Annotated in this window: 20 protein-coding genes; 12 read left to right on the plus strand and 8 right to left on the minus strand. The window is 74.2% G+C overall.

Annotated features, from left to right (window positions below; translation table 11 throughout):
* Nucleotides 1–72: 72 nt before the first annotated feature.
* The 6 genes from ABD994_RS22630 to ABD994_RS22655 are packed head-to-tail and all read right to left on the minus strand — an operon-like array spanning nt 73 to nt 3,656.
* Nucleotides 73–414 carry a Rieske (2Fe-2S) protein gene (locus ABD994_RS22630; RefSeq protein WP_345420509.1) on the minus strand — a complete coding sequence of 114 codons (342 nt, stop codon included), beginning with the start codon at nt 412–414 and terminating at the stop codon, nt 73–75.
* Entirely contained in the window at nt 411–614 is a 204-nt protein-coding gene (locus ABD994_RS22635) for a 2-hydroxymuconate tautomerase (RefSeq protein ID WP_345420511.1), read from the minus strand. Before ABD994_RS22635 ends, ABD994_RS22630 begins: the two co-directional genes overlap by 4 nt.
* Nucleotides 615–625: 11 nt before the next feature.
* The gene (locus ABD994_RS22640) at nt 626–1,390 is read right to left on the minus strand and encodes a 2-keto-4-pentenoate hydratase (protein ID WP_345420514.1); all 765 of its coding nucleotides are present in this window, start codon (nt 1,388–1,390) and stop codon (nt 626–628) included.
* A 2-nt stretch (nt 1,391–1,392) separates the two neighbouring features.
* Nucleotides 1,393–2,178 (minus strand): 2-keto-4-pentenoate hydratase, encoded by a 786-nt coding sequence (locus ABD994_RS22645; protein WP_345420517.1) that lies wholly within the window; start codon nt 2,176–2,178, stop codon nt 1,393–1,395.
* Nucleotides 2,179–2,970, minus strand: coding sequence for an IclR family transcriptional regulator (locus tag ABD994_RS22650; RefSeq protein WP_345420520.1), 792 nt, complete (start codon nt 2,968–2,970; stop codon nt 2,179–2,181).
* A complete protein-coding gene (locus ABD994_RS22655) occupies nt 2,967–3,656 on the minus strand; it encodes a hypothetical protein (protein WP_345420523.1) in 690 nt (229 codons plus the stop codon). Before ABD994_RS22655 ends, ABD994_RS22650 begins: the two co-directional genes overlap by 4 nt.
* 114 nt (nt 3,657–3,770) lie before the next feature.
* On the opposite strand from ABD994_RS22655, the gene ABD994_RS22660 reads away from it, so the two are divergent.
* From ABD994_RS22660 to ABD994_RS22705, 10 genes are all read left to right on the plus strand, one after another.
* Nucleotides 3,771–4,685 carry a catechol 2,3-dioxygenase gene (locus ABD994_RS22660; RefSeq protein WP_345420526.1) on the plus strand — a complete coding sequence of 305 codons (915 nt, stop codon included), beginning with the start codon at nt 3,771–3,773 and terminating at the stop codon, nt 4,683–4,685.
* Between the two features lie 14 nt (nt 4,686–4,699).
* Nucleotides 4,700–5,638: a catechol 2,3-dioxygenase gene (locus tag ABD994_RS22665; protein ID WP_345420529.1), complete on the plus strand. Its 939-nt coding sequence runs from the start codon at nt 4,700–4,702 to the stop codon at nt 5,636–5,638.
* Nucleotides 5,639–5,651: 13 nt separating this feature from the next.
* Nucleotides 5,652–6,749 (plus strand): histidine phosphatase family protein, encoded by a 1,098-nt coding sequence (locus ABD994_RS22670; RefSeq protein WP_345420532.1) that lies wholly within the window; start codon nt 5,652–5,654, stop codon nt 6,747–6,749.
* 4 nt (nt 6,750–6,753) lie between these two features.
* Nucleotides 6,754–7,572, plus strand: coding sequence for an IclR family transcriptional regulator (locus ABD994_RS22675; RefSeq protein WP_345420535.1), 819 nt, complete (start codon nt 6,754–6,756; stop codon nt 7,570–7,572).
* Between the two features lie 80 nt (nt 7,573–7,652).
* Complete coding sequence (locus tag ABD994_RS22680) at nt 7,653–8,810, plus strand: cobalamin-independent methionine synthase II family protein (RefSeq protein WP_345420538.1); 1,158 nt, start codon at nt 7,653–7,655, stop codon at nt 8,808–8,810.
* A gap of 292 nt (nt 8,811–9,102) precedes the next feature.
* Nucleotides 9,103–12,231, plus strand: coding sequence for a helix-turn-helix transcriptional regulator (locus tag ABD994_RS22685; RefSeq protein ID WP_345420541.1), 3,129 nt, complete (start codon nt 9,103–9,105; stop codon nt 12,229–12,231).
* On the plus strand, nt 12,228–12,995 hold the full coding sequence (locus ABD994_RS22690; RefSeq protein ID WP_345420544.1) for a DUF5995 family protein: 768 nt from the start codon (nt 12,228–12,230) through the stop codon (nt 12,993–12,995). The genes ABD994_RS22685 and ABD994_RS22690 overlap by 4 nt, the downstream gene beginning before the upstream one ends.
* 79 nt (nt 12,996–13,074) lie before the next feature.
* Nucleotides 13,075–13,989 carry an RluA family pseudouridine synthase gene (locus ABD994_RS22695; protein WP_425550108.1) on the plus strand — a complete coding sequence of 305 codons (915 nt, stop codon included), beginning with the start codon at nt 13,075–13,077 and terminating at the stop codon, nt 13,987–13,989.
* Nucleotides 13,986–14,489, plus strand: coding sequence for a 2'-5' RNA ligase family protein (locus tag ABD994_RS22700; RefSeq protein ID WP_345420550.1), 504 nt, complete (start codon nt 13,986–13,988; stop codon nt 14,487–14,489). Before ABD994_RS22695 ends, ABD994_RS22700 begins: the two co-directional genes overlap by 4 nt.
* Nucleotides 14,490–14,499: 10 nt before the next feature.
* Complete coding sequence (locus tag ABD994_RS22705) at nt 14,500–15,564, plus strand: nitronate monooxygenase (protein WP_425550106.1); 1,065 nt, start codon at nt 14,500–14,502, stop codon at nt 15,562–15,564.
* Nucleotides 15,565–15,633: 69 nt separating this feature from the next.
* On the opposite strand, the gene ABD994_RS31710 is transcribed toward ABD994_RS22705, so the two are convergent.
* On the minus strand, nt 15,634–16,059 hold the full coding sequence (locus ABD994_RS31710; protein ID WP_425550107.1) for a hypothetical protein: 426 nt from the start codon (nt 16,057–16,059) through the stop codon (nt 15,634–15,636).
* Between ABD994_RS31710 and ABD994_RS22710 the strand changes: the two genes are divergently transcribed.
* Nucleotides 16,039–16,407, plus strand: a complete 369-nt coding sequence (locus ABD994_RS22710) for an NUDIX domain-containing protein (RefSeq protein WP_425550109.1) — start codon at nt 16,039–16,041, stop codon at nt 16,405–16,407. The two genes, ABD994_RS31710 and ABD994_RS22710, sit on opposite strands and share 21 nt — an antisense overlap.
* 119 nt (nt 16,408–16,526) lie before the next feature.
* Here the strand turns inward: ABD994_RS22710 and ABD994_RS22715 are convergent, their stop codons facing one another.
* A complete protein-coding gene (locus tag ABD994_RS22715) occupies nt 16,527–17,324 on the minus strand; it encodes a proprotein convertase P-domain-containing protein (protein WP_345420563.1) in 798 nt (265 codons plus the stop codon).
* A 190-nt stretch (nt 17,325–17,514) separates the two neighbouring features.
* Here ABD994_RS22715 and icmF point away from each other — a divergent pair, with 190 nt between their 5' ends.
* Nucleotides 17,515–20,748 carry a fused isobutyryl-CoA mutase/GTPase IcmF gene (gene icmF, locus ABD994_RS22720; RefSeq protein WP_345420571.1) on the plus strand — a complete coding sequence of 1,078 codons (3,234 nt, stop codon included), beginning with the start codon at nt 17,515–17,517 and terminating at the stop codon, nt 20,746–20,748.
* The last annotated feature ends 18 nt before the right edge of the window (nt 20,749–20,766 follow it).

A 20,766-nucleotide genomic window follows, 5' to 3' on the forward strand; every position in this document is an offset into this window, starting at 1 on the left:
GCGGCAACATACCTCCCACCCGGTCTCCTCCGGCGCCCCCGCGGGAGATCGCTCCGAACCGATGCCGGGCCGCTACTCCCGCGCGTGCGCGCGCAGCCGCTCGGACCACGACATCGGCCGCGGCGGCTCGCCGACGTCGGCGTAGGCGACGCCGTCGATCTCCCGTACGGGGTGGACGCCGAGGACGTGCTGCGGGGACGTCGAGCACGCGCCGGTGTCGAGGTCGAAGCGGTACCAGTGCCAGGGGCAGACGAGCGTGCGGCCCTCCCGAACCCAGCCCTGCTCGAGCGGGCCCTGGTTGTGCGGGCAGACGGCGTCGACGACGCGCCAGCCGTCGGGCAGCGCGAGCGCGACGAAGCGCCGGCCGTCGTCACTCGTGACGACGCCCGGCCCGTCGACCCGCACGAGGGTCACCGCCGGCCCGAGGCCCTCAGCGCGGACAGCGACTCCCCGCCCACGAACCAGAGCTCCGGCTCGCACTCGGTGACGACGACGCGCACGTTCTCCGCGGGCGCCCCGACCGCGCGCGTGACCGCGGCCGTGACCTCCTCCCCCAGCGCGGCGAGCTGCTCGGGGCTGCGGCCCCGGGCGAGGGTGATCTGCACGAGCGGCACGGCGGTCTCCTTCAGGCGCAGGCGAGCTCGACCGTGCCGAGACGGTCGATGGTCACGGTGACGACGTCGCCGGGGGCGACGGGGGTGGCGGCGGTGAGGCCGCCGGACAGCACGACCTCGCCGGCGGCGAGGCCCTCGCCCTGCGCCGCGAGGCGGCGCACGAGCCAGGCGACGGCCGCGGCCGGGTGGCCGAGGGAGGCCGCGCCCGAGGCGGTGGCCACCAGCTCGCCGTTCTTCTCCAGCAGCACGCCGACCAGACGGACGTCGATCCCGGCGGCGGGCACGGGCGTGCCCACGACGAAGCGGGCGGCCGAGGTGTTGTCCGCGACGACGTCGGCCATGGTGAAGCGGTAGTCGCGGAACCGGGAGTCGAGGATCTCGATGCCCACCGCGAGCCCGGACGTCGCTGCGAGCACGTCGGACGCCGTGACGTGCTCGCCGGCGAGGTCCTGCCCGAGGCGGAAGACGATCTCCGGCTCGGCGCGCGGCTGGATGAGCTCGCCGGAGATCAGCGGCTCGCCGAGGTCCAGCGCCGCGGCGCCGGGCAGGAAGCCGAAGACCGGGTCGGACACCCCGACCTGCGCCTGCTTGGCCCGCGAGGTCACCCCGAGCTTCCAGCCCACGAGCGGCCCGGCCTGCTCGCGCAGCACGCGCTGCACGGCGTAGCCCGCCTCGAGGTCGAGGTCCGGGACGTCGTCGGTGAGCGGGTCGATCGCCGTGCGCCCGCTGACCGCCTTCGTCAGCCGGGACGCCAGTTCATGGACATCAGCGCTCATGGTCAGGCCTCCACCCGGATCGTCACCGGCCCGAGCCGGTCGAACTCGGCGCGGAACACGTCGCCCGCCGCCAGCGGGACGGCCGCGTGCAGCGCGCCCGTCATGATCATGTGACCCGGCTCGAGGGCCACCCCGACCTCGCCGAGCACGTTGGCCAGCCACGCGACGACGGCCAGCGGGTCACCGAGCGCGGCGGCCCCGGCCCCGGTGTCGATGAGCTCGCCGTTGCGCGTGAACGTCATCCCGATCAGCCGCGTGTCGAGGCCGGCCAGCGGCACGAGCCGCGACGACACCGCGACGGCGCCGTTGGAGGCCATGTCGGCGACGGTGTCGGCGAGCTTGATGCGCCAGTCCGCGATGCGGGAGTCGACGATCTCCATCGCGGCCGCGACCCCGGCGACGGCCGGGGCGACGTCGGTCGGCGAGACCCCGGGCCCCTGCAGCCGCGAGCCTAGGACGAACACGATCTCGGCCTCGACCTTGGGGGCGATGAAGCGCGAGAGCGGGATCGCGTCGCCGTCGCGGTAGACCGTGGAGGCGAGCACCGGCCCGTAGTCCGGGGTGTCGATCCCGATCATCTTCTGCATGGCCGCCGACGTGACGCCGACCTTGTGCCCCACCACCCGGTCGCCGTCGGCGAGCAGCAGCGGCACGAGCTCCTGCTGGATGGCGTAGCCGTCGGCCATGTCCAGGTCGGGCTCGCTGTCGGTGAACGGCGCGATCGGCACGCGGGTGCGCCGCGCCTCGTACAGCGCCCGCGCCTTCGCAGCGGGGTCGGTGACGGCCACTCAGCTCTCCTTCTCCAGTACCGGTGCCTCTTCGGACCACCCGAGGCGGCGGGACACGGCCTCACCGGCCTCGACGACGGTGCGGGCCAGGCGCTTGCGGGGCATCGCGCGGAAGCGGGTGACGGGCGCGCCGATGCCGATCGACGCGACGACCGCGCCGCGCACGTCGCGGATCGGCGCCGCCAGGGAGGCCACGCCGAGCTCGCGCTCGTCGACGGCGTCGGCCCAGCCGCGGGCGCGCACGGTGACGAGGGCACGGCGCAGCTCGTCGGGGTCGGTGACCGTGTGCGGCGTGTGCCGGGTGAGCGTCGCGGTGGCGAGGTAGCGCTCGCGCACGGGCTCGGGCGCGAAGGCGAGCAGCACCTTGCCCGAGCTGGTGCAGTGCACCGGCACGCGCCGGCCGGTCTCGGTGAACAGGCGCAGCGCGTGGCTGGACTCGAGCCGGTCGACGTAGACGACGTCGTGGCCGTCGAGCATCCCGACCTGGGCGGACTCGCCGGTCTCCTCGCGCAGGTGGGCGAGCACGGAGCCGGCGGCGGCGTGCAGGTCCATGTGGACGCGCACGGCCTCGCCCAGCTCGAACACCACGAGCCCGAGCCGGTAGCCCCCGGTGTGGGGGTCCTGCTCGACGAGGCCCTCGCCGGCGAGGGTGGTCAGCAGCCGGTGCACGGCGCTCTTGCCCAGCCCGAGGCGGCGGGCCAGCTCGGAGACGCCCAGGGACTCCTCGCGCGTGAGGAACGCCTTGAGCAGCCGGGCCGCGTTGGTGACGGTCTGCAGCGGCGCATCACTCACGCCGGCTCCTCCGTCAGCGACGCCAGCAGCACCTTCCGCACCGCGTCCGGGTCGGGCGTCGCCCCCGGGCGCAGGGCCGCGTCGACGGCCTCGCCGACGGCGGCGTCGTAGGGGCGGATGGCACGGGCGAGCAGGATCTGGGCGCGGGCGAGGCCGGCGACGGCGGCGCCCTCCATCTCGTCGACCAGCGCCTCGCGGCCGCGGGCCCGGTCGCGCAGGCGCTCGAAGTCGCGCGCCGCGGCGGAGTGGGCGCTCGCGAGCCCCGAGCCGACGTGGCCCGCGTGGTGCGGCGAGAGACCGGAGCCCGGCTGCGTCACCACGTGGTAGACGACGGTGGAGATGCCCAGCGCGCCGCGGACCCTCTCCGACGCCGGCCCCTCGGACTCGTCGATGAGCCCCAGCGCCGGCACGACCACCGGGTCGTAGAAGCGCACGCTCCACTCGAGCCCGTCGAGCGACCCGGGGAGCTCGACCTCCTGCCCCTGCGGGGGCCCGAGGCCCTCGGTGGTGGCCAGGATGTGCAGGTTGCGCGCGCCGACGGCGGCCACGGTCAGCCGGCCCGCGGCCAGCAACGGCAGGCGTCCGCGCACGGCCGGCGGGAACGTCTCGGCCTGCTTGAGGTACGCGCGGTGGATGCCCTCGACGTAGCCCGCGACGGCGCGGCGCATCGCCATCGGGTCGGGCACTCGGCTCACCTCCGTCAAGACCGCCTGTTCCGACATCCGGAACGGCGCTTCTTCCTTCCGGAACGCTAGGACGGTTAGCGTCGCGACGTCAAGGAAGCCCGAAGGGAGCCCGGGATGGGAATCCTCCGCCTGGCCCACGTCGACGTCCGCACGCCCGACCTGGATCTGTCGGCCGCCTACTACACCGAGGTCATGGGACTGCAGCAGGTGCAGCGCACCGACGACTGCGTCTACCTCAAGTGCTGGGACGAGGAGGACCACCACTCCCTGCGGATGCGCTACAACCCGCGCACCGGGATGGACTCCTTCACGTTCCGCGTCGAGGAGGAGGACGACCTCCACGAGTTCGAGAAGAAGGTCGAGGCCTACGGCTGCCCGACGTCGCGCGTGAGCCGCGGCGGCGCCGTCGGCCAGGGCGAGTCGATCCGGTTCGAGGTGCCGTCGGGCCAGATCATGGAGCTGGTCTGGGACATCGAGAAGACCGGCAACATGCTCGGCAAGCACAACCCGTCGCCGGTGCCGCCGCCCGACCTGCCCGGCATCGCCCCGCCGCGGATGGACCACATGCTGGTCAACGCCGAGGAGGTCGCCGAGTCCGCGGCGTTCTTCATCGACGTGCTCGGCATGCGCATGACCGAGCAGGTCCTCGACGGCAACGGCCACCAGCTCGGCGTGTGGCTCGCGGGCAACACCCGCTCGCCCCACGACATCGCCATCGTCAACGGCCCCAACGGCGCCCTGCACCACTGGGCCTACTGGCTCGACGACTGGGACAGCATCCGCAAGGCCGCCGACACGCTGGCCTACAACGGGGTGCAGATCGACCAGGGCCCGACGCGGCACGGCGTCACCCGCGGCAACACGATCTACTTCTTCGACCCGCTCGGCATCCGCAACGAGGTCTTCACCGGCGGCTACTGGGTCGACCCCGACACCGAGATCCTCACCTGGACCGAGGACAACTTCGGCAAGGGCCTCTTCTACTACGAGAACGTCGTCAGCCAGCGCTTCCTGCGGATGCACACGTAAAGGGGACGTCGACCGTGGCAACAACGTCCGACCGGATCATCCGGCTGCAGCACGTCGAGGTCCGGGTCCCCGACCTGGAGCTCGCGACCGCCTACTACACCGAGGTCCTGGGCCTCGTGGAGACCGCGCGCGACGAGCGCGACGGTGCCCCGCGGGTGTTCCTCAAGTGCTGGGACGAGCGCGAGCACCACTCGGTGATCCTGCGCGAGGCCCCCACCTACGGCCTCGACCACATGTCGTTCAAGCTCAACGAGGCCTCGGACCTCGACCACTTCACGACGAAGCTCGAGGCGGCCGGGGTGCCGGTCAAGCGCTTCGCGGCCCGCGAGCTCGGCCCGGGCTGGGGCGAGGCGATCCGTTTCGAGGCGCCGTCGGGCCACCTCGTCGAGCTGACGCACGGCACCGAGCGCATCGGCAACATGCTGCCGAAGACCAACCCGCCGCCCCGGCCGCAGGACCTCATCGGCATCGCGCCGCCGCGGCTGGACCACCTGTTCGTCATGGCCGAGGACGTCGAGGCGTTCACCGCGTTCTTCTGCGAGCTGCTGGAGTTCCGGCTCACCGAGCAGATCCTCGCCAACGACGGCCACCAGCTCGCGACGTTCCTCGAGCACTCCCACACCCCGCACGACATCGCCGTCATCACCGGCCCGAACGGGGCGCTGCACCACTTCGCGTTCTGGATGGACGACTGGAACGGCATCCGCGAGGCCGCCGACGCGCTCGCGTACCACGGGGTGCCGATCGACGTGGCCCCCACGCGCCACGGCGTCACCCGCGGCTACACGACGTACTTCTTCGACCCGGCCGGCAACCGCAACGAGCTCTTCACCGGCGGCTACTGGGTCGACCCGGACTTCGAGCCGATCACCTGGACCGAGGAGGAGATGGGGCGCGCCATCTTCTACTACCACCGCCAGGTCAACGAGCGCTTCTTCACTGTTCACTCCTGATGGGGGCAGTTCGATGACCAGCACCGACAACCGGCCCGACGCCCGCTCGGTGCACCGGTACGAGGCTCCGGACTACCTGTCGCGCTACCGCTCGCGCCGCGGTGGCCAGAAGGCCCCGGAGTCCGACCGCGCGAGCGCGGCGGCCGCCCCGACGGCTCCCGAGGCGCCGCCCGAGGGTGACGGCACGCCGCTCTACCTGCGCCGCTTCCGCGAGCGGGGCTCGGCGCCCGTCGAGACCCAGACGGTCACCTACGAGGGCAAGGAGTTCACGCCGGCCCTCGCCGAGGCGAGCCGCGGCAAGGAGATCGCCGCCCCGGTGGAGCGGCGCGCGTCGGAGAAGATCGTCTGCGAGATCTCGATCATCCGGCACGGCATCACCCAGGGCTACTCCACCGATGCGGGCCTGACGCCGATGGGCGGCTGGCAGGCGCACCGCCGGGGCCACGAGCTGGCCCGCCGGTTCGACGCCGGCGACAAGGTCCGCCTGGTCTGCGCCGACACCAACCGCGCGCGGCAGACCGCCGACCAGCTCTACAACGGCGTCACCGACGGCCTCGCGATGTGGGGCATCGACGCGGAGATCAGCGAGAAGGAGCCGATCCCGGAGCTGCGCAACTTCGGGGTGTGGACCCCCGACGGCCTGCGCGACGTCACCTCGGCGTTCCGGCAGTACCAGGCCACGAACGAGACCCTCGAGCGCCTCGCCGTCGGCGACCGCCCGCGGTGGCTCGTCGAGATCGACCGGTTCTACCGCACGCAGCTGGGCGGGGCCGACCCGATCCAGGAGTGGCTGACGATCCCGATGATGTACTTCGAGCCGCCGGCGATGTGCGTGCGCCGGTTCTGGCGGGGGTTCCACCGGCTGATCACCGAGTCGACGCGGCCGGACGGCTCGCTGACCCACCGCCGCATCATCGCCGCGACCCACTCCGGGCCCATGCGCGCGTTCGCCACCTGGGCGCACGGCTACGACCCGGGCGAGCCGCTGAACACCGAGGAGATCCGGATCAAGATGCGGGAGGGGGGCCGGACGGCGTTCGTCTCCTACCGCAACCGGGTCACCGAGGTGAACGTGCCGCCGCCGGACGAATTTCCCCAGTGGGAGGCCTGAACCGATGAGCGTCCTGTCCCTCCCCCCGCTCGACCTCGACGGGCCCGCTCCGGCCGGAGAGGACGACTCGCCGCTGCGGTCGGTCTCCACCGCCGTCGCGGTGCTCGACTGCTTCGCCGACGAGGCCGAGCTCGGCGCCACGCGCGTCGCCGCCCGGCTCGGCATCGCCAAGAGCACCGCATGCCGGATGCTCGCCGCGCTGTCCACCGGCGGGCTGCTCGAGCGCACCGGCTCGGGCCGCTACCGCCTGGGCCTGCGCCTGTTCGAGTACGGCCAGCTCGCCGTCGACCGGCTCATGCTGCGCGACGTGGCCCTGCCCGCGATGGGCGAGCTGCGCGAGCTGCTGCGCGAGACCATCCAGCTCGGCGTCGTGGTGGGCACCGACGTGCTCTACGTCGAGCGCGCCGAGGCCGCGAGCATGAACGTCCGCTTCCGCAGCGAGCACCGCCGCAACCCGGCGCACTCGTCGAGCGCGGGCCGGGTGCTGGCGGCGGGCGACCCGGCGCTGATCACGGCGATCCTCGAGCGCGGCCTGCAGCGCTACACCCCGTTCACCGTGGTCGACCCGGGGCGCTACCGGCAGATCCTCGCCACCACCCGCGAGCAGGGCTACGCCACGTCGCGGGAGGAGTTCGAGCCCGGGTGGTCGTCGATCGCCGCGCCGATCACGCTGAGCCGCGGCGGGCGGCCGCACCCCGTGGCCGCCCTGTCGGTCGTGGCGCCGACGTCGCGCATCCTGGGCCCGCGCAAGCCGGCCGTCGTCCAGGGCGTCCGGCGCGCGGCCGCCCGCGTCTCGGCCGACCTGGAGCGCGCCCGCAGCTGAGGGGCGGCCGCCGCCGCGCGTTCGCCGCACCGGAACAGGACGGTGCCGACGGCCTCCCGCCGCTCCTAGCGTCGGGCACCATGCAGCGCAGCACCGACCGCGTCCTGACGACCCACGTCGGCAGCCTCGCCCGCCCCGAGGCCCTGCTCGACACCATGCGGGAGAAGGAGCACGGGCGGCCGTACGACGCCGACCTGTTCGCCCGGCAGGTGACCGACGCCGTGGCCGACGTCGTGGCCCGCCAGCGGGAGGTGGGCATCGACGTCGTCGCCGACGGCGAGATGGGCAAGGTCAGCTTCGCGACGTACGTGCAGCGCCGGCTCGACGGCTTCTCCCCCGACTCGGGCGAGCGGCTCCTGCCGCCGTCCTGGCAGGTCGAGATCGACGCCTTCCCGGAGTACTACGCGGGCTACCTCGGCAAGTACACGAAGACCGTCGCGCCGATGCAGAGCATCGCCTGCGTCGGGCCGGTGTCCTACACCGGCCAGGAGGAGCTGCAGACCGACCTCGCGAACCTGCACAAGGCCCTCGCCGGTGTCTCCGGCGTCGTCGAGGCCTTCATGCCCTCGACGTCGCCGCGCGGGTTCGGCCGCAACGAGTACTACCCGACCGACCGCGAGTACTACGAGGCCGTCGGGGAGGCGCTGCGCGAGGAGTACCTGGCCATCGTCGACGCCGGCTTCGTGCTCCAGGTCGACGACCCGTGGCTGATCGAGATCCTGTCCGACCCGTCCCTCGAGCCCGGCGAGCGCGACCGCACCGCCCGCGAGCACGCCGAGATCGTCAACCACTCGTTGCGCGGGATCCCGACCGAGAAGATTCGCCTGCACACCTGCTACGGGCTCAACCACGGCCCGCGCGTGCACGACATCGGGATGGGCGAGGTCGCGCCCTACATGCTCGGCATCCACGCCGGGGCCTACTCGTTCGAGGTCGCGAACCCGCGGCACATGCACGAGTGGAAGGTCTGGCAGGACCTGCCGCTGCCCGACGGCGCGGTGCTCATCCCGGGCCTGCTCGGGCACGCGCAGAACTACGTGGAGCACCCGGAGCTGATCGCCGACATGATCGGCTGGTACGCGTCCTGCGTCGGGCGGGAGAACGTCATCGCCGGCGCCGACTGCGGGTTCTCCTCCCGCGCGAGCTACGCGCCCGAGGTGCACCCGTCGGTGGTGTGGGAGAAGTTCCGGGCGCTCTCGGCGGGCGCCGCGATCGCCACACAGCGGCTCTGGGGCTGAGGCACAGGAAGGGGGAGACGGGGGGCGCGGGCGTCCCCCCGGGCGCCCGCCGGCCTACCCCGTCTCCCCCTCCCCGCCACGCGCCCGGCCGACGTGCACGGGCGAGCGCGAGGACGTCGGCGCGACCCCCACCCGGCCCCCCGACGACCGTCGTCCCGCCCTCGGGACACAGCCTCACCGATCATCGAGCGGTGCGTACATAGGCAGAAATGACTAGGGGCCCCGCAGGCGGCCGGCGGACCCTGACTAGTGCCCTGGACGGCGTCGTCCGCCCCCCTCTAGCGTCGTCGTCGTGCCAGGTCAGGGGGCTCCGACGACCGATCCGGAGACCGGGGAGGCGCCCTGGAGGGCGGCCGACGCGGCCACCCTCGCCCGGTACTGGCGACGCGCGGTCACCGAGGGCGCACTGACCGTCGTCCTCACCGGCGACGCGGGCGCCGGCAAGACCCGTCTCGTGCGCGGGCTGGCCGAGCGGGCCGAGGCCGACGGCGGCGTCGTCGTCTACGGCGCGGCCATCGACGTCGGCGAGCAGCTGCCGCTGTGGCCGGTCGCCACCGGCCTGCGGCGCGCGCTGCGCGTCCCCGACGACGCCCCGCCCGCCGCACTCGCCGCCCGGGCCCTGCTCGACCCGTGGCGTGAGGAGCTCACCCCGCTGCTGGAGCCCGGCCCCCGGGTCGCCGCCCCCTCCACCGGCCACCTGCTCGAGATCGTGCGCCGCGTCCTCACCGACGTCGCGAGCCACGCCCCGGTGCTGCTCGTCCTCGACGACCTCCACTGGGCCGACCGCTCGACCCGCGACCTGCTCGTCACGCTCGTGGCCCACCTCGTCGACGACCCGGTGCTCGTCGTCGGCACCGCCCGCTCCGACGCCCTCGACCCCAGCCACCCCCTGCAGCGGATGCTCCCCGAGCTCGCCCGCGACCGGGCGGTGCGGATGCTCGAGCTCGGGCCGCTGCCGCGGGACGTCGTCGAGGGCATCGTGACCGACGCCGGCGGCGACCCCGGCCTCGCCCGGCTCGTCTGGCACCGCTCGGCCGGCAACGCCTTCATCGTCGCCGAGACCCTCGCCGCGGTCTCCGAGGGCGACGCGGACGGCCTGTCCCCCGGCCTGCGCGGGCTGGTCCTCGGGCGGGTCGCGGCGCTCGGCCGGGCGGCGCGGGCCGTGGTCCAGGCCATCGCGCTGGGCGAGGAGCCGGTGGCGCACGGGCTGCTCGCCGCGGTGGTCGGGGCCGAGGAGTACGAGCTGGTCGACGCGCTGCGCGAGGCGGCGGACGCCGCGGTCGTCGTCGTCGACGGCGAGGTCGAGGGCTACGGCCTGCGCCACGGTCTGATGCGCGACGTGGTCGCCGCGGACCTGATGCCCGGCGAGCGCCGGCGCCTGCACCGGCGCTACGCCCTGGCCCTCGACCCCGACCCGGCCGTCCCGCGGACCGCCGCCGCCGACGACGACCCGGCGGTCGCGCTGCGGCGCGCCCACCACTGGGCCCGGGCCGACGACCCGGACCGCGCGCTGCCCGCCGTGGTGCACGCGGCCCACCTCGCCGAGCAGATGCACGAGTTCGGCACGGCGTACCGCCAGTACATGGCCGCCCTCGAGCTCACCGAGGTCGCCTCCCCCGCCGCCCGCCTCGCCCCGGGCCAGACCCCGCGCGCCCTCCCCGCCGGCGACGGCGAGCGGGGGACCCTGCTGCGGCGGGCCGCCGACACCGCGCACCTCGCCGGCGAGTACGACGCGGCCGTCGACCTCCTGCGCCGGATCGTGCCCGACCCCGCGACGGCCGGGGTCGGCGAGCTGCCCGCGGTCGTGCGGCTCGGCCGCTCCCTGCTCGACGCCGGGCACACGCGCGACGCCGTCGCCGTGCTGCACGACGCCGCGGCGACCGCCGACGGCGACCCGGCGCTGGCCGCGGTGCACGCCGCCCACGCCGACGCCCTGCTGATCACCGGTGACGTGCGGGGCGCCCGCCGCGAGGCCGAGCGGGCGCTCGCGGTCTCCCGCGCCGCCGGCGAGCTGCCCGAGCAGGCGCCGATGCTCGCCACCCTCGGCTTCGCGCTGGCCTACCTGGAGAACCCCGACGCCGGCCTGGCCGCGGTCGCCGAGGGCCTGATGACCGCCGAGCGCTCCGGCGACCCGGCCGCGATCGGCCGCGCGTACCAGTCGTGGGCCGACCTCCTGTCGGGCCCGCTGAACGAGCTGCACGAGGGCGTCGAGGTCGCGCGCCAGGGCGTCGCCCGGATGCGCGACCTCGGGCTCGCCCGCTCGGTCGGGGTGCGCCTGCTCGCCACCGCCGCCAACGGCCTGTTCCGTCTCGGACGCTGGGCCGAGGCCTCCGACGCCGTCGACGAGGCGTGGGCGCTCGCCCCCACCGGGGCCGACGCGCTCGAGGTGCGGCTCGCCCGGTGCCGGCTGCAGGTCGGGCGCGGCGAGTTCGTCGAGGCCGACGAGGACCTGCGCGCGGTCGACCTGCTCGCCCTCGACGGCACCGGCGAGGACGCGGACACCACCCCGGCCGCCGAGGCCGCCGAGGCCGACGCGCCCCGCCGCGCCACCGTCGCCTCCCGGTACCGCGTGCCGCTGCTGACGCTGCGCTCCGGGGTGGAGATGTGGCGCGGCCGCCCCGACCTCGCCCGCGACCTCGTCGCCCGCGGCCTCGACGTCGCCGAGCACACCCCCGACGACGTCTTCCTCGTCGCGCCGCTGGTGTGGCACGGGCTGCGGGCCGAGGCGGAGGCGGTCAGCCACGGCATGGGCGCGGACCGTCCGGCGCTCGACCGGCTCGCCCGCCACGTCGCCCACCTCGAGCGCCGCGTGCCGCACACGGTCCCGGCCCTGCGCCGCACGGTCGTCGCCTACGCCCGCATGTGCCGGGCCGAGTCGAGCCGCGTCGCCGGCGCGTCCGACCCGGTCGCGTGGGGCCAGGTCGCCGAGATGTGGAGCGCCCTGCTCAACCCCTACCCCGCGGCGTACGCGCTGCTGCGCCGCGCGGAGGCCCTGCTCGCCACCGGCACGCGGCGCGGCGAGGCGGCCCGGGCGCTGCGCGCGGCCGCCGAGACCGCCACCGAGATGGGCGCGGGCCCGTTCCTCGCCGAGATCGCGGCCCTGGCCCACCGGGCCCGCCTCGACGTGGCACACGCCGGCGACGCCGTCGTCGTCGCCGCCCCGGCCACGCCGGCGGCCGCCGCGGCCACCCGGGCGCCCGAGCTGTCGTCGCTGACCTCCCGCGAGCACGAGGTGCTCGCCGTCCTCGCCGACGGGCTGTCCAACCGCGAGATCGCCCACCGTCTCTACATCAGCGAGCGCACCGTCGCCGTGCACGTCTCGCGCGTGCTGGCCAAGACGGGCACGCGCTCGCGCACCCAGGCCGCCGCGCTGCTCCAGCGCGTGCGCGCACGACCCACCAGCAACGGGGGACCACGATGAGCGACGACGACCACACCACCCTGGCCGGGAACAAGGCCTCCCTGACCGGCCTCGCCCGGGAGCAGCTGACCGACGTCCCCTCGGTCGTCGACCGGCTCGACCGGATCGCGACGGTGGCCGCCGCGCTCTCGCCGCTGGGCGAGAAGGACGGCATGGCCTGCTTCGCACGGCTCTACCGGCAGATCACGAAGGACGTCCTCGCGTCCTACGACAACGGCTCGCTGTTCCGCTGCGGGCGGTTCATCATCGAGCTCGACATCGCCTTCGCCCAGCGCTACCTGAACGCGATCCTGCGCCACGGCACCGCGGGCCAGGAGGCCCCCGGCTGCTGGGAGCTGCTGTTCGAGCGCCGGCAGGAGCCGGACACGGAGGAATGGCGCTTCGCGGCCGCGGGAGTCAACGCCCACGTCAACTTCGACCTCGCGTTCGCCCTGCTCGACGTGTGGGAGAAGTTCCCCGACGCGCCGTTCGGCACGACCGAGGCGCAGTACGCCGACTACCAGGCGATCAACACGATCTTCGCGCGCAACATGGACTCCCTCTGCGAGGACTTCGACGCCCCGTGGTCGGACGTCGGCGGGCACGACTCGATCTTCGACCGGGCGGGCAACGTCCTCGGGGACCTGCTCGTCGTCGGCACCCGCGATCTGGCCTGGACCTTCGCCGAGCGCATGTGGCGGAACCGCGACGAGGAGGACTACCGCAAGGTCCCCGAGGCGACGCTCGACAAGGTCGCGACCGGTCTGGCCCGCGCCCTGATCTGAGGGTCCGTAACCTCGGGCCGTGCCCCGCCGCCGTCCCCCGCTCCCGCCGCGCGACGGGCTCGACCCGGCGCGGGTGCGGATGCCCGACGACGGGCCGTGGGCGACGCTGCGCGACCACCTCGTGGAGCGCCTGCCGGTGCCCTCGGCGCGGGTCGACGCCATGCTCGCCGAGGGCCGCATCGTCGGCGACGACGGCCCGCTGGCCCTCGACGCGCCGTTCGTGCCGCGGTCGGTGATCTGGTTCCACCGCGACCTGCCCGACGAGGCGCCCGTCCCGTTCGCGGTGGACGTGGTGCACCGCGACGAGGAGATCGTCGTGGTCGACAAGCCGCACTTCCTCGCGACCATCCCACGGGGCCGCCACGTGCGCGAGACCGCGCTCGTGCGCCTGCGCCACGAGCTCGGGCTGCCCGCGCTGAGCCCGGCCCACCGGCTGGACCGCGTCACCGCCGGGCTGGTGCTCTTCGTGATCGACCCCGACCGGCGCGGGACCTACCAGAACCTCTTCCGCGACCGCCGCGTCACGAAGGTCTACGAGGCGGTCGCACCGCACGACCCGGCGCTCGCGCTGCCGCGGGTGGTGCGGAGCCGGATCGTCAAGGAGCGGGGGGTCGTCACGGCGCGGGAGGTGCCCGGCGAGCCGAACGCGGAGACGCTGGTGGAGCTGGTCGAGGCGAGGAACGGGACCGCCCGCTACCGGCTCACGCCGCGGACCGGGCGCACCCACCAGCTGCGCGTGCACATGGCCTCGCTGGGCCTGCCGCTGCTCGGCGACCCGTTCTACCCCGCCGTGCGCGACGTGCCGCTCGACGACTTCCGCGCGCCCCTGCAGCTGCTAGCCCGCGAGCTCGCGTTCCCCGACCCGCGCACCGGGCGGGAGCGGCGGTTCACCAGCCGGCGGGTGCTGCAGGCGTGGGAGGACCCCGACGGTTGGGCGGCGGGAGACGCAGCGGAGCGGAGCTCGACCCCGACATCCGGGTCGGTGATCTCGTGACCGACCCGCTCATCGTCACCGCGCTCCTCGACGCCGACAGCCAGGCCGAGCTCGACGACCGCCGCCGGCGGTGGTTCCCCGCGGGTCGCCGCGTCGTCGGGGCCCACCTGACGCTCTTCCACGCCCTGCCCGGCGAGCGTCTCGCCGAGGTCCGCGACGTCCTCGACGACGTCACCGACCGGGCGCCGATCCCCGCGACGGTGCAGCCGCCGGTCCCGCTGGGCCGCGGCGTCGCGCACCCGCTCGACGCCCCCGGCCTCGGCGCCGTGCACGACCGCATCGCCCGCGCGTTCACCGGCGACCTGACCCGCCAGGACCAGCAGCGGCTGCGGGCGCACGTCACCGTGCAGAACAAGGTCGACCCACAGACGGCGCGGGCCACGCTCGCCGAGCTCGCCGCGGAGCACGTGCCGTGGACGGCGACGATCACCGGGCTGGGGCTGTGGCACTACCGCGGCGGGCCGTGGGACGCCGCGGGCGAGTTCGCCTTCCGGGGCTGACGCGCGCACGATGCGGGACGTGCCCGCCCTCCCTGCGCTCGCCGTGCCCGTGATCGCCGCGCCGATGGCGGGCGGCCCGTCCACGCCGGCACTGGTCGCGGCCGTCGCCGGGGCCGGTGGCCTGGGGTTCCTCGCCGGCGGCTACCTCACCGCGGAGGCGTTCGACGCCCGGCTGGGCGAGCTCGAGGAGCGGAGCGCGGCGCCCTACGGCGTGAACCTCTTCCTGCCCGCGGGCCCCGACCCGCACCCCGACCGCCGGGCCGCGGCCGTCGCGGCCTACGCCCGGACGCTGCGCGGCGAGGCCGAGCGCTACGGCGTGGCCCTGGGCGAGCCGCGCGCCGACGACGACGCGGTCGACGCGAAGATCGCCGTCCTGGCGCGGCACCGTCCGGCGATCGTCTCGGTGACGTTCGCGCTGCCCTCCCCCGAGCGCCTCGCCGCGCTGCGGGCGACCGGCGCGGTCCTGATGGCCACCGTGACCGCAGCGGACGAGGCCCGCGCCGCCGCCGGGCAGGGGTTCGACGCGCTGTGGGTGCAGGGGCGGGAGGCGGGTGGGCACCGGGGCGTGCACGTGGACGCCGGCGGGGATGCCGAGGCCGGCGCCGAACCGCTCGCGACGCTGCTGCCCGCGGTCCGCGCGGTCACCGACCTGCCCCTCGTCGCCGCGGGCGGCATCACCGGCGGCGCGGGCGTCGCGCAGGTGCTGGCCGCGGGCGCGGTCGCCGCCGGTCTGGGGACGGCGTTCCTCGCCTGCCCCGAGGCAGGCACGTCGGCCACCCACCGGGCCGCGCTGCTCGCTCCCGGCTCCCGCGACACCGTCGTCACCCGGGCGTTCACCGGGCGGCCCGCCCGCGGGCTGGCCAACCGCTTCACCGACGAGCACGCCGCCGACGCCCCGCCCGCCTATCCCGAGCTGCACCACCTCACGCGACCGGTCCGGGCGGCGGCCGCGCAGGCCGGCGACCCGGAGGCCGTGCACCTGTGGGCGGGCACGGGGTGGCGGGCGGTCACCGAGGAGCCCGCGGGCGAGCTGGTGGCCCGCCTCGAGCGGGAGCGCCACGCCGCGGGGGGCTGATCACATCGCGTACACGACGACGGCCCGGCCCCCTCGTCGAGGGAACCGGGCCGCCGGGTGTCGGGGTGGCTACAAATAGGTCTTGCGGCCACCGATGGGACGGCCGATGGCGCCGAGGATGGTGAGGATGAGGCCCACGACGACCAAGATCCACCCCACCGTGATGAGGATCGAGATCGAGAGCACGTAGCCCAGGATCAGGAGGATGACACCGAGGATGATCACCGCTACTCCTTCGTCAACGGGCGGCCCGTGGGCCGGGACTGCCTGGTACCCCGACACATGACCCAGGACACTCCGCAACCGGACCATTCCTGGGTCGTCCATTCGCGCCACACCGCGTGGACCGGCCGCACTCTTCGTGTGGAGGTGGAGGACGTTACTGCGCCGGCCGGCGACCGTTTCGATCACGACCGGGCAATATTTCCCGAAGCGGCCATTGCGCTCGTCCTCGACGAGGAGGATCGCGTGCTCGTGCTGCGCACGCACCGTCACGTCGTGGACCTCGAAGGGTGGGAACTGCCCGGCGGTGTCGTCGAGCCGGGCGAGGACCCGATGACCGCGGCCGCCCGCGAGGCCGCCGAGGAGACCGGCTGGGCGCCCTCCGGCCCGGGCCGCACGCTGATCGCGTTCCAGCCCCTGCCCGGGATGGCCGAGGCGCCGATGTCGGTGCACGTGTGGACCGGCGCCGTCACCGGTGACGAGCCGCTCGACCCCTACGAGCCGGGTCGCGCGACGTGGATCCCGTTCGCGGAGGCGCTGCGCCTGGCCCTCGCGGGCGAGCTCCTCGGCGCCGGCTCGATGGTCGGCGTCCTCGCCCTGCACGCCGAGCGCACCCGCTGAGCACCCGCCCACCCGCCCGGTGACGAACGAACGGCGCCCTCGCTGCTTCGGTAGCAGCGAGGGCGCCGTTCGTTCGTTCAGGCGAGGCGCACGCGGACCAGCCGGCGACGCCGACCGGGTCAGTCGGTGTTGACGGTCAGGCCCCAGCCGGTGACCGCACCCTCGTCGACGCCGACGGAGTCGACGACGTGCAGCTTCCACTCACCGCCGGCCTCCTGACCCGTGAGCTGGGCGAGCGGGCTGCCCGGCGTCGTGCTGTCCATGACGACGCTGAGGTTGGGGTTGGCGCGGTCGCAGGTCTGCGGGTCGGCCAGGGGGATCTCGGTGCCCTGCGGCGAGATCAGCGAGACGGTGAGGTCGCAGGTGTAGGGGTGCGTGATCGTCGCCTCGACGTGCACGCTCTGCACCTGGCCGGACCCGTCGACGATGATCGAGTCGGTGACCCCGGCCGCGTTGTCGTCCGGGATCGCCACGCGGTTGCTCGACACGCCGATGTAGGTGCTGCCGCCGGAGAGCAGCAGGAAGGCGCCGACGACGCCGATCACCAGCAGGAGCGCGACGCCGCCGACCAGCCAGCCGATCCAGCCGCGCTTCTTCGGCGCCGGCGGCTGCTGCATCCCGTAGCCGGGCATCCCGCCGGTGGGCGGCGGGCCGTAGCCGCCGGGGCCGGGCCGGCCGTAGGGCTGGGCGTAGGGCGCGGGCTGGGCGTAGGCGGTCGCGGGGCCGTACCCGGGCTGTCCGAAGCCCGCCTGGCCGGTCCCCGTCGCGTCCTGCCCCCACCCCGGCGGATACCCCGGGGGCGAGGCGGGCGCTTGGCCGACCACCGCCGTCGGCTGGGCGGACGCGGGCACCTGGCCGACGACCGACGTGGGACGCGACGCGGCGTCGTCCGAGGCGGGGAAGGTGGGCGTGGTCATGGCGGGCTCCCGGGGGACGGCGCGGACGTGATGGACGCACAGTAACCAGAACCCGCTCTGCTCACCCAGCTATTCACTCGTTCAGCGCAGTAGATCGCTTCTCTACGTGAGTGACGTGTCTCGCTCGCACCGAAACGCTTGGACGTCCTAGTATTCCGTACGAGGTGCCGACCCCGGACTGCGAGGAACGATGACGGACGACCTGTACGTCCCGACCCACCCGATCCGCTTCGTCACCGCGGCAAGCCTGTTCGACGGGCACGACGCGGCGATCAACATCATGCGGCGGATCCTGCAGCGCCAGGGCGCCGAGGTGGTGCACCTCGGGCACAACCGCTCGGTCGACGAGGTCGTCACCGCCGCGATCCAGGAGGACGCCCACGGCGTCGCCATCAGCTCGTACCAGGGCGGGCACGTCGAGTACTTCTCGTACCTCGTCGACCTGCTGCGCGAGCGCGGCGCCGGGCACGTCAAGGTCTACGGCGGCGGCGGGGGCGTGATCGTCCAGGAGGAGATCGACCAGCTGCACGCCCACGGCGTCGCCCGCATCTTCTCCCCCACCGACGGCCAGCGCCTCGGCCTGCCCGGGATGATCAACACGATGATCCGGGACTGCGACGTCGACCTCGGCGCGCAGCCCCCGTCCAGCTGGGACGGCGTGTTCACCGGCGAGCCGGCGACGCTGGCCCGCGCCCTGTCCGTGGTGGAGGCCGGCGGGCTGCCCGACGAGGTCCGCGACCGCGCGCGCTCGACCGCCGAGGGCCGGCACGTCCCGGTCCTCGGCATCACCGGCACCGGCGGCTCGGGCAAGTCGTCGCTGACCGACGAGCTGGTGCGCCGCTTCCGCCTCGACCAGGAGGACAAGCTCCGCATCGCCGTGCTCGCCGTCGACCCGACGCGCCGCAAGGGCGGCGGCGCGCTGCTCGGCGACCGCATCCGCATGAACTCCCTCGGCGGGGCGCAGGTCTACTTCCGCTCGATGGCCTCCCGCGGCGGCGGGGGCACGCTGCCCGAGAACCTCGGCGACGCGATCCTGCTGCTGCGCGCGTCGGGCGCGGACCTCGTCATCGTCGAGACCCCCGGCATCGGCCAGGGCGACGCCGGGATCGTGGACGTCGTCGACGCCTCCCTCTACGTCATGACGCCGGAGTTCGGCGCCGCGTCGCAGCTCGAGAAGATCGACATGCTGGACTTCGCGGACGCCGTCGCCATCAACAAGTTCGAGCGCCGCGGCGCCGACGACGCCCGCCGCGACGTCGCGCGCCAGCTCGTGCGCAACCGCGACGCCTTCGGCGCCTCGTGGGAGGACATGCCGGTCTTCGGCACGAGCGCCGCGACCTTCCACGACGACGGCGTCACCGCCCTCTACGGCCACCTGCGCACCATGCTCGGCGAGCACGGCCTCACCGTCGGGGACGGGCGCCTGACGATCCCGGACACCAAGGTCTCCACCGACTTCGCCGCCTCGATCCCGCCCGAGCGCGCCCGCTACCTGGCCGACGTCGCCGGCACCGTCCGCGCCTACCACCGCGACACCGACGCGATGGTCACCGCAGCCCGCCGGCGCGCGGCGCTGCGCCAGGCCGTCGAGGCCGTCGGCGACCGCGACGCCGGCGCGCTGCCGGAGGTGCTCGCCGAGGCCGAGCGCGACCTGCCCGGCGAGGCCGCGGCGCTCATCGACGGCTGGGCCGACACCGTCGAGGCCTACGCGGGCGACGAGATGGTCGTCCACGTCCGCGACAAGGAGCTGCGCACCCGGCTGACCCGCGAGACGCTGTCGGGCAACAAGGTCAACCGCGTCGCGCTGCCGCCGTTCACCTCCGACGCGGAGGTCCTGCGCTTCCTGCGCAAGGAGAACCTGCCCGGGTACTTCCCGTTCACCGCCGGGGTGTTCGCGTTCAAGCGCGAGGGCGAGGACCCGGCGCGCATGTTCGCCGGCGAGGGCGACGCCTTCCGCACCAACCGCCGGTTCCACTACCTCTCGCAGGACTCGCCGGCCAAGCGCCTGTCGACGGCGTTCGACTCGGTGACGCTCTACGGGCACGACCCGGCCACCCCGCCCGACGTCTACGGCAAGGTCGGCACGTCCGGGGTCTCGATCGCGTCGCTCGACGACATGGAGGTCCTGTACTCGGGCTTCGACCTCACCTCGCCCACGACGTCGGTGTCGATGACGATCAACGGCCCGGCCCCGGCGATCCTCGCCTACTTCCTCAACACCGCGGTCGACCAGCAGGTGGACGCCTACGTCTCCGAGCACGGCGAGCAGCCGTCGGAGGAGAAGCGCGCCGAGCTCGCCGAGCACGCCTACCGGAACGTGCGCGGCACGGTGCAGGCCGACATCCTCAAGGAGGACCAGGGCCAGAACACCTGCATCTTCTCCACCGAGTTCTCGCTGCGGATGATGGCCGACATCCAGGAGTGGTTCATCGAGCACCAGGTGCGGAACTTCTACTCGGTGTCGATCTCCGGCTACCACATCGCCGAGGCCGGGGCGAACCCCATCAGCCAGCTGGCGTTCACGCTCGCGAACGGCTTCACCTACGTCGAGTCCTACCTCGCGCGCGGCATGGACATCGACGACTTCGCGCCCAACCTGTCGTTCTTCTTCTCCAACGGCATGGACGCGGAGTACTCCGTCATCGGGCGGGTGGCCCGTCGCATCTGGGCCGTCGCGATGCGGGAGCGCTACGGCGCGAACGAGCGCAGCCAGAAGCTCAAGTACCACGTGCAGACGTCGGGCCGGTCGCTGCACGCGCAGGAAATGCAGTTCAACGACATCCGCACGACGCTGCAGGCCCTCTGCGCGCTGTACGACAACGCGAACTCCCTGCACACCAACGCCTACGACGAGGCCGTCACGACGCCGTCGCACGAGTCGGTGCGCCGCGCGCTGGCGATCCAGCTGATCATCAACCGCGAGTGGGGCCTGTCGATGAACGAGAACCCGCTGCAGGGTTCGTTCGTCATCGACGAGCTGACCGACCTCGTCGAGGAGGCCGTGCTCAAGGAGTTCGACTCGATCGCCGAGCGCGGCGGCGTGCTGGGTGCGATGGAGACCGGCTACCAGCGCGGCAAGATCCAGGACGAGTCGATGCTCTACGAGTCGCGCAAGCACGACGGCACGCTGCCGATCGTGGGCGTCAACACCTTCCTGCCGCCCGAGGACGCCGAGCAGGAGGCGCCGGCGCTCGAGCTCTCGCGCGGCACGCAGGAGGAGAAGGACGGCCAGCTGCAGCGCGTGGCCGACTTCCAGGCCCGCCACGCCGACGCGGCCCCGGAGGCCCTGCGCCGGCTGCAGGACGTCGCCACCTCGGGCGGCAACGTCTTCGCCGAGCTGATGTCCGCGGCGCGCGTCTGCACCCTGGGTCAGCTCACCGACGCGTTCTTCGAGGTCGGGGGCCAGTACCGCCGCAGCATGTGAGCGTTACTGGCTGGTATC

The organism is Actinomycetospora chlora (genome assembly GCF_039542135.1).
In the GTDB taxonomy this organism is placed as follows: domain Bacteria; phylum Actinomycetota; class Actinomycetes; order Mycobacteriales; family Pseudonocardiaceae; genus Actinomycetospora; species Actinomycetospora chlora.